The organism is Archangium sp. (assembly GCF_036389735.1).
GTDB lineage: Bacteria > Myxococcota > Myxococcia > Myxococcales > Myxococcaceae > Archangium.
In genome coordinates this window covers 1-8,048 of sequence record NZ_DASVWK010000514.1, presented here as the reverse complement: position 1 = coordinate 8,048, position 8,048 = coordinate 1, and the positions used below count along the sequence as shown (strand labels likewise).

General features: G+C 71.8%; 10 protein-coding genes. 7 read left to right on the top strand and 3 right to left on the bottom strand.

Annotated elements, in window-relative coordinates:
• The 7 genes from VF794_RS17995 to VF794_RS17965 all read left to right on the top strand — a co-directional run.
• A partial coding sequence (locus VF794_RS17995) for a cellulose binding domain-containing protein (protein ID WP_331112032.1) occupies positions 1–289 on the top strand: 289 nt, incomplete at its 5' end.
• A 60-nt stretch (positions 290–349) separates the two neighbouring features.
• Positions 350–2,266: a biosynthetic peptidoglycan transglycosylase gene (locus tag VF794_RS17990; RefSeq protein ID WP_331112030.1), complete on the top strand. Its 1,917-nt coding sequence runs from the start codon at positions 350–352 to the stop codon at positions 2,264–2,266.
• A gap of 106 nt (positions 2,267–2,372) precedes the next feature.
• A complete protein-coding gene (locus tag VF794_RS17985; RefSeq protein ID WP_331112028.1) occupies positions 2,373–2,690 on the top strand; it encodes an antibiotic biosynthesis monooxygenase in 318 nt (105 codons plus the stop codon).
• Position 2,691: 1 nt separating this feature from the next.
• The gene (locus tag VF794_RS17980) at positions 2,692–3,858 is read left to right on the top strand and encodes an iron-containing alcohol dehydrogenase (RefSeq protein ID WP_331112026.1); all 1,167 of its coding nucleotides are present in this window, start codon (positions 2,692–2,694) and stop codon (positions 3,856–3,858) included.
• Positions 3,859–3,873: 15 nt separating this feature from the next.
• A complete protein-coding gene (locus tag VF794_RS17975; RefSeq protein WP_331112024.1) occupies positions 3,874–4,098 on the top strand; it encodes a hypothetical protein in 225 nt (74 codons plus the stop codon).
• Entirely contained in the window at positions 4,095–5,282 is a 1,188-nt protein-coding gene (locus tag VF794_RS17970; protein ID WP_331112022.1) for an FIST signal transduction protein, read from the top strand. Before VF794_RS17975 ends, VF794_RS17970 begins: the two co-directional genes overlap by 4 nt.
• 235 nt (positions 5,283–5,517) lie before the next feature.
• Positions 5,518–6,351 (top strand): polysaccharide deacetylase family protein, encoded by an 834-nt coding sequence (locus tag VF794_RS17965; protein ID WP_331112020.1) that lies wholly within the window; start codon positions 5,518–5,520, stop codon positions 6,349–6,351.
• On the opposite strand, the gene VF794_RS17960 is transcribed toward VF794_RS17965, so the two are convergent.
• From VF794_RS17960 to VF794_RS17950, 3 genes are all read right to left on the bottom strand, one after another.
• Complete coding sequence (locus VF794_RS17960; protein WP_331112018.1) at positions 6,341–6,856, bottom strand: GNAT family N-acetyltransferase; 516 nt, start codon at positions 6,854–6,856, stop codon at positions 6,341–6,343. The genes VF794_RS17965 and VF794_RS17960 overlap by 11 nt on opposite strands.
• The gene (locus tag VF794_RS17955) at positions 6,853–7,716 is read right to left on the bottom strand and encodes an NAD-dependent protein deacetylase (protein WP_331112016.1); all 864 of its coding nucleotides are present in this window, start codon (positions 7,714–7,716) and stop codon (positions 6,853–6,855) included. Before VF794_RS17955 ends, VF794_RS17960 begins: the two co-directional genes overlap by 4 nt.
• 74 nt (positions 7,717–7,790) lie before the next feature.
• Positions 7,791–8,048, bottom strand: a 258-nt coding sequence (locus VF794_RS17950) for a hypothetical protein (RefSeq protein ID WP_331112014.1), incomplete at its 5' end; no start/stop codon positions are given.

The following is an 8,048-nucleotide window of genomic DNA, read 5'->3' as shown; positions in this document are numbered from 1 at the left end:
CACGGGAGGCGGCGAGACGCCCAACACGCCGACCTCCAGCAACGCGCAGTTCACCGTGACGCCGCAGGACAACTGGCAGACGGGCTACTGCAACAACGTCAAGGTGACCAACACCGGTACGGCCACCATCACCTGGCGCGTCACCTTCACCGTGGAAGGCACCCTCAACCACTTCTGGAACGCCAAGACGGCGCCCTCGGGGACGCAGACCACCTTCACCGGAGATACGTGGAACGCCCAGCTCGCGCCCGGCGCCAGCACGAGCTTCGGCTATTGCGCGAACAAGTAGCCCGTCGTCTCGTGACGCTTGAACCCCGCGCCTCCTGCCGTTAGGGAGGCGCGAGCCCCCATGCCGTCATCGCGCCGTCCCTCCAAGAGAGGGCCTCTCCTTCTCCTCTGCCTCGCCGCCTCGCTCGCCCTCGGGGTCTGGGCCGGACATGCCTGGCTGCGGGGCGAGGCGGTGCGGACGCGGGTGCTCGCCCGCGTGAAGCCCGCCCTGGAGTCGCGGTTGGGCCCGGTGCGCCTGGGCGACGACTTCCACGTTGGGTGGAACGGCACGGTGACACTGGGGCCGGTGGAGCTTCCTGGCACGCGGCCCGAGGGGCCGCCCGTGGTGCGCGTCTCGCGCGTCACCGTCCGGCTCCGACGGCTCGCCCTCCTCTCGGGCCACGTCGAGGCGAGCCGGGTGGTGCTCGCGGGCGTGCGCGTGGAAGCAGGACCGATGGGACAGGAGCTGCGGGCCCTCGTCGAGCGGGGGCGCGAGGCCCGCGAAGCTCGGCGCCCTTCCCCTTCCACGGACAAGGGCACCTCCCGCGCACTGCCCGAGCTGGTGCTGGAGGACGTGCACCTGGCCTTCGAGCGCCAGGGCCGCGTGGAGTGGGGTCCGCTCGCCGCCCGGGTACGGGTGGAGGACACGGCGGAGACTCCTCGGGTGGAGGCGATGGCCGAGTTGCCTGGAGGCGGGCATGTGACGCTGTCGCTCCAGCGCAAGGAGTCGGGCCCCTCGGGGACGCTCCAGGCCCGGGGTGTCCCGGCGGGTGCGCTGCTGTCGCTCGCGCGACCTCCGTGGCGTTTGGAGGGAGGCACGCTGGAGGGCGAGGTGCGCGCGGACGCTTCGGGAGCCACCTTCTCCGTGACGATGGCGGGGCTCAACGTGGCCACCCCCCAGCTCGATCCCGAGCCGGTGGGCCCCTTCGCCTTCTCGGCCGAGGGCCGCATGCACTGGGACGTCGAGCGCCGGCACGTCGCACTCGAGTCCCTCCGGCTGACGGTAGGTGCGCACCACGAGGCGTGCGTCGAGGTGCGGGGCGAGGCCTCCTGGAGCGCCGATCCCCATTTCGCCCTGCGGGCGGAGCTGCAACCGCTCTCCTTCGAGCAGGCGATGGCGGCACTGCCCGCGGCCCTGGTGCCCGGCACCGAGCTGGCGCGGCTGGAGGGCCACTTCCAGGCCTCGCTGGCACTCTCCGGCCCCGTCTACTCGCGCCGGGACTGGAAGCTGGAGACGAAGCTGGACCTGACGGAGCTGAAGCGCTCGGGCAAGGCGGGGCCACTGGCCTGGCTGCGCGAGCCCTTCGACTACCGTCCCCTGACGGCCGAGGGGCGCGGGCGTCAGCTGCGCGTCGGCCCGAGCAATCCCTCCTTCGTGCCCCTGGCCGAGCTCCCCCACCGGCTGGTGCGCGCGGTGCTGCGCAGCGAGGACGCGGCCTTCTGGAGCCACCGGGGCTTCGACTTCGACTCGCTGCGCGGCATCCTCCTCGCGCCCGAGGACGACAAGCTGCGCGGCGGCTCCACCCTCACCCAGCAGCTCGCCAAGAACCTCTTCCTGTCACGGGAGAAGACGTATGCACGCAAGGTGAGGGAGGCCTTCCTCACGCTGGGGCTGGAGGCCTCGGTGTCCAAGGAGCGGCTGCTCGAGGTGTACCTCAACATCATCGAGTGGGGGCCCGACCTCTACGGCATTGGCGAGGCGGCGCGGCACTACTTCGACAAGGATGCACGCGAGCTGAGCATCCGCGAGTCGGCCTTCCTCGCCACCATCATCCCCAACCCGGTGCGCTACCACGTGTACTGCAACCGGGGTGGGATCTCCGACATCTGGAGGAAGCAGGTGGATGGTCTGCTGGCGGTGCTGTACGCGGGAGGCGACCTCACCGAGGCCGAGTACCAGGAAGCCCTCTCCGCGCCCCTCGTCTTCGCCGGCCACGACGGAGCGCAGCTACCCTCTGGCGAGGAGACGCCGGCTACCTCACGACCCGGTCACGACTGACGCGGGTGCGAGCCCAGGTGCATTCCGCTCCCCAATTGCCGCCGTGCATAACAGAGAGGGCCCGTGGATGCTGCCTGGACGCGGCCTTCGGGGGTATCCTGGACGCATGCCCAACAGCCTGCTGGTCGTCCACGTCCATGTCCGCGTGAAGCCCGAGTCGGTGGAGGCATTCCGCGACGCCACCCTCGCCAACGCCCGCGAAAGTGTGAAGGAGCCAGGCATCGCCCGTTTCGACGTCATTCAAGACACCGAGGATCCAACGCGCTTCGTGCTCGTCGAGGTCTACAAGACGCCCCAGGCACCGGCCGCCCACAAGGAGACGGCCCATTACCTGACGTGGCGGGACACCGTGGCCTCCATGATGGGCGAGCCACGCACCTCCCGGAAGTACGTCAACCGCTTCCCAGAAGACTCGGGGTGGTGACATGGCTCTGGCCAGCTTCGAGTTCGCCACCGCCACCCGCATCGTCTTTGGCCCGGGCCGGCTGGCCGAGGCCCCCGAGGCGGTGAAGTCCCTCGGCGGCCGCAAGGTGTTGCTCGTCACCGGACGAGACCCCACGCGCGCCGAGCCGCTGCGAGAGGGACTCGGCCGGCTGGGCCTGTCCGCCGTCACCTTCGCGGTGGAGGGGGAGCCCACCGTGGAGCTGGCACGCGAGGGCACCGCCCTCGCCCTCGCCCAGGGATGCGACGCGGTGGTGGCTTTCGGGGGAGGCAGCGCCCTGGACGCGGGCAAGGCCATCGCCGCGCTGGCCACCAACGGAGGAGAGCCCCTGGACTACCTGGAGGTCGTGGGCCGGGGGCAGGTGCTGACGAAACCCTCGCTGCCCCTGGTGGCCATCCCCACCACCGCGGGCACCGGCTCCGAGGTGACGCGCAACGCGGTGCTGGGGGTGAAGGACGCCCAGGTGAAGGCGAGCCTGCGCAGCCCCCTCATGCTGCCCCGGCTGGCCCTCGTGGACCCCGAGCTGCTGGCGGGCGTGCCCCCCGCGGTGCTGGCCTCCAGTGGGCTGGACGCGCTCTCGCAGCTCCTCGAGCCCTTCCTCTCGGCCCGCGCCACTCCGCTCACCGACGCCCTGGCCCGCGAGGGAATGGGCCGCTCGGCGCGCTCGCTGCGGCGCGCGGTGCTGGAGGGCCCCGACGCGGCGGCGCGGGAGGATCTGGCGCTCGCGAGCCTCTTCGGGGGCCTGTGCCTGGCCAACGCGGGCCTGGGCGCGGTGCATGGCTTCGCGGCGCCCGTGGGCGGCATGTACGAGGCCCCGCACGGCGCGGTGTGCGCGGCGCTGCTCCCCGCCACGCTGGAGGTGAACCTGCGGGCGCTGCGAGCCCGGGCCCCCTCCCACCCCGCCCTGCCCCGCTTCCAGGAGGTGGCGGTGCTGCTCACCGGACGCGCGGACGCGCGGGCCGAGGACGGCATCTCGTGGGTGAGGGAGCTGTGCCAGGCGCTGGCGGTGCCGGGCCTGGGGCGCTACGGGCTGACCGAGGCCGACGTGCCACGGCTCGTGGCTCGGGCGAAGGCGGCCAGCAGCATGAAGGCCAACCCCCTGGTGCTCACCGACGAAGAGCTCACGGAGATCGCCGTCCGCTCACGGTGAGAGAGACGAATCCGCATGGCCAACAGGATCAGTCGGATCACCTCCTACGTCGAGAAGCGCAAGCTCGGCTTCGGTGTCGCGCGCCTCATCATGATGAGCGGCGTGAACGTCCGCGGCTTCGGCCCGAACGATCCGGACCCGCCCGAGGCCTTGAGGCGTCTGGAGCAGACGCTTCCCCAACTTCTGACGACCCAGGAGCTCCAGGAGCTCGCCCACCTTCTCTCGGAGGCAGGACCATGACCGTGACAATCGGAGTCGGTGTCGGAGATTCCGCGGACGCGCTGAAGGCCGTCCAGAGCGCGGTGGAGCAGGCCCGCGCGCAGCTCGGAGGAGCCTCCCCTCAGGCGGCCTACATCACCGCCACGGTGGACCACGACGCGGCGCGCGTCCACGCCGCCTTCCGTCAGGTGCTGGCCGGGGTGCCGCTGCACGGGGTGACCACGTCACTGGGTGTCCTCACCCCGGCCGGCGTGCGCAACGAGGGCCACGGCGCGGTGGCGGTGATGCTGGTGGGTGGCGCGCCGGGGTCGGCCTTCGTGGCCTCCTCCCTGGAAGCGGACGGGCGCCAGGCCGGCGAGGCCGCGGCACGGGAGCTGGTGCACAAGGCCGGCGGGAAGATGCCACGGCTGATCCTCTTCAACGCCTCGCCCGGGACGGAGGAGGCGATGCTGAAGGGCATCGCGAGCGTGTGCCCGGACGTGCCGTGCCAGGGCGGCAGCGCCGCGGACCATGCCATCGCTGGAGAGTGGAGCGTCTTCACGCACGAGGGTCCGGTGCCCGCGGGCGTGTCGCTGCTGGGCCTCTTCGGCGAGGTGCGGGTGGGCACGTCGCTGTCCACGCCCTACATCCCCACGGGGGTGCGGGCCCGGGCCACCGGGGCACGGGGCCGCACCCTGCTGACGCTGGACGGGCAACCCGCCGCGCAGGTGCTGGGGCGTTGGTTGGAGGGGGCCATCGACGACCAGGTGCGCTCGGGCGGCAACATCCTGGCGCAGACGGCGCTGCGGCCCGTCGCCGTCCGCCGCGACGTGGGCAACCGGGAACACTACGTGACGGTTCACCCAGCCCAGGTCCACGCGGACACGGGCGCGGTGGATGTCTTCGCCGACATCGAGCCGCAGGATGAGGTGTGCCTGATGAGTGGCACCGCCGAGGGGCTCGTGGCCGAGGTCTCGCACCTCATCGACGCGGCGCTGGCGCAGGGTGGCCTGACGACGCGGGACGTGAAGGGCGCGGCGCTCATCTTCTGCGCCGGGTGCGCGGGAGCGCTGGGCCCTCGCATCGACGAGGGCCTGCGGACCTTCTCGCGGTTGCTGCCGGGCGTGCCCGTGCTGGGCCTGTGCACCTTCGGTGAGCAGGGCTACATCCCCGGCCTGGGCAACGTGCACCAGGACCTCTCGCTCAGCCTCACGCTGTTCGCTTGAGCGCCAGCGCGGAGTTTCGGGACTCCCCCCCAGACGTGAGCCCCACGTCAAGCCCCCCGGTGGGTGTGCGCGGGGCACCCCAATTCGAGGATCCGGTAAATCTCCGCCGCGGGTGGCGCACGGCCCGTCACACGGGTGCACTGCTCGTCGCACACCCAACAAGCACCGAGCCATCCGCGCTATATCTGCGCCGTCCCCTCCGCTTCCGGCGGACGACAGGAGCAGCTCGGACATCATGGCGCGTTGGACCTCCGTGCAGTTCATCCCGGCGCTGGTGGCGCTCGCCACGAGTGCCTGCGCGTGGATTCCCCCCGCGGAGCCCGACACGCCTCTGGAGGCGCTCGCGCAGAAGGCACCCGAGCGCGAGGAGCCCTCGGCGAGTGAGCCGGCCCCCATCGTAACGAACGGGAGCCGCCACCGGATGCGGCTCGCGCTCACCTTCGACGCCTGCTCCACGCGCCACAACGAGTACGACGAGCGCGTCATCCGCACCCTGCTGGAGACGTCGACACCGGCCACGCTCTTCATCGGCGGAGGCTGGGCCCTGGCCAACCGGGGGCACCTCCAGGAGCTCGCGCAGTACCCGGACTTCGAGCTGGGCAACCACACCTTCTCGCATCCCCACATGCCGAAGGTGAAGGATGACCGGAAGGTGCTGGAGGAGCTCCAGCGCACGCAGCAGGTCGTCTACGACCTGACCGGGCGCATCCCCAGGTACTTCCGCCCGCCCTTCGGGGAGATCGACGAGCGCGTCGCCTGGCTCGCGTCCCAGGCGTCGCTCGTCACCCTCAACTACGATCTGCCCTCGGGAGACCCGGACGAGACCATCACCGCGAAGCGGCTGGTGGACTGGGTGCTGAAGAAGGCGAGCCCCGGCGGCATCGTGGTGATGCACATGAACCACAAGCGCTTCGTCACCGCCGAGGCGCTGCCCGACATCATCACGGGACTGCGCAAACGCGGCTTCGAGCTCGTCACGGTGGGCACGCTGCTGGAGGACACCTCCTGGCCCACGTGTCAGCCCTCCCAGGAGCCCGAGCGTCCCGTGGTGGCCGAAGTCATTCCCTGACGCGGGGCTTCCAGAAGACGAGCTCGGTGACGCCCGGAGCGGCGAAGTCCGGGAGCGCGCCCACCTGACGGTACCCGTGCCGCTGGTAGAAGCGCTGCGCGCCCTCGTTGAAGTCGGAGGTGAGCAGGAAGAAACCTCCGGGGGGTGCGCCACACCCGGCCTCGTACGCCGCGAGGAGCTGGGCGCCGAGCCCCGAGCCGTGGCGATCCTCGCGGATGGCCAGCGTCCGCAGGTAGGCGCCGGTACCAAAGGTGCCCCGGGTGAGGAACCAGCACACGCCCACCGGACCGCTCTCGTCGGTGGCCATGAGCAGTCCCTCGCCCCGGTCGAGCGCGCCGCGGAAGCGGGTCGCCAGCGCCGGGGCGTCCAGGCCATAGGCCTTGAAGAGGGGAAGCGGCGCCAGCGCGGCGGCCAGGGACGGCAGATCCTCGGGGGTGGCGGGGCGGATGACGGCGGGCATTCCGGGAGATTGGACCGGAGCGCCGCGCCGCACAACCGGACTCACGCGGAGACGAGGGCCTCCACCAGCCGGGGCAACACCTCGCCCGCGCGTGCCTCCACGCGCACGTCCACCAGCTCGGCACCGCGGCACTCGCCGATGTTGACGAGGCCCACGGGCAGGTGGCGATCCGCGGCGCGCTGGAGGAAGCGGAAGCCCGAGTAGATGGCCAGGGACGAGCCCACCACCAGGAGCGCATCCCCCTGTTCCAGCAGCGAGAACGCGGCCTCCACCGTGGGGGGCGGGACGTTGTCACCGAAGAACACCACGTCCGGCTTCAGCGTCCCGCCGCAGCGGGTGCACGGGGCGACCTGGAAGGCCCGCACCGCCTCCAGGGACAGCTCGGAGTCCCCATCGGGACGCAGCTCGGCGCTGTGCTCCGTGAAGCCGGGGTTGAGCGCGAGCAGGCGCTCCTGGAGCTCCGCGCGGGACTCGACGGCCTCACAGTCCAGGCAACGCACCCGGGCGAGCGCCCCGTGGAGCTCGATGACGCGCTGGCTGCCGGCGGCATGGTGCAGGCGGTCCACGTTCTGGGTGATGAGGCCGAGCACGTGGCCCTCGCGCTCCAGGGTCGCGAGCGCCTCGTGCGCCGCGTTCGGCCGGGCCGCCGAGAAGCGGGGCCAGCCGAGCAGGCTGCGTGCCCAGTAGCGGGCCCGCACCTCGGGCCGGGTGAGGAACTCGCGGTGCTGGATGGGGTTGCGGGCCCGGGCGCGCGTACCGGGGCCACGGTAGTCCGGGATGCCCGACTCGGTGCTGCACCCAGCCCCGGTGAGCACCACGACACGGCGGCCCCGCAGCAGCGAGACCAGGGCCTCCACGCCCTCGGTCGGGGTGGAGGTGAGCGGTTGTTCCAGGGAGGCGGTCATTCGGGGAAAATCTATAACGAGCCCCCCGCGCGCTCGCCGCCTCCAGGTCTGGAGACCAGGCGGCCGGGCAATGCCTACGGCTGCTCCGACCCCTCTCCTATCACGCTCTTCGGCCGCAGCAGGAGGTACAGCAGGGCGATGCCGGTGACGATGCCGCCCGCGATGAGGGGCGCGCGGGCATCCGCCTCGGGGCCGAGCACCCTGCCGAAAATCATCACCAGACACACCAGGGCGCCCAGGGCCGGGACGAACACCGGCACCTCGAAGGCCCCCCGAGGCTCGCCCGGGCGGAGCTTCAGGATGACCAACGCCCCGTTCACCACCACGAAGGC

Coding starts and splice junctions, on each gene's coding strand:
- VF794_RS17990 (WP_331112030.1), top strand. CDS start 350: ATGCCGTCATCGCGCCGTCCCTCCAAGAGAGGGCCTCTCCTTCTCCTC.
- VF794_RS17985 (WP_331112028.1), top strand. CDS start 2,373: ATGCCCAACAGCCTGCTGGTCGTCCACGTCCATGTCCGCGTGAAGCCC.
- VF794_RS17980 (WP_331112026.1), top strand. CDS start 2,692: ATGGCTCTGGCCAGCTTCGAGTTCGCCACCGCCACCCGCATCGTCTTT.
- VF794_RS17975 (WP_331112024.1), top strand. CDS start 3,874: ATGGCCAACAGGATCAGTCGGATCACCTCCTACGTCGAGAAGCGCAAG.
- VF794_RS17970 (WP_331112022.1), top strand. CDS start 4,095: ATGACCGTGACAATCGGAGTCGGTGTCGGAGATTCCGCGGACGCGCTG.
- VF794_RS17965 (WP_331112020.1), top strand. CDS start 5,518: ATGGCGCGTTGGACCTCCGTGCAGTTCATCCCGGCGCTGGTGGCGCTC.
- VF794_RS17955 (WP_331112016.1), bottom strand. CDS start 7,716: ATGACCGCCTCCCTGGAACAACCGCTCACCTCCACCCCGACCGAGGGC.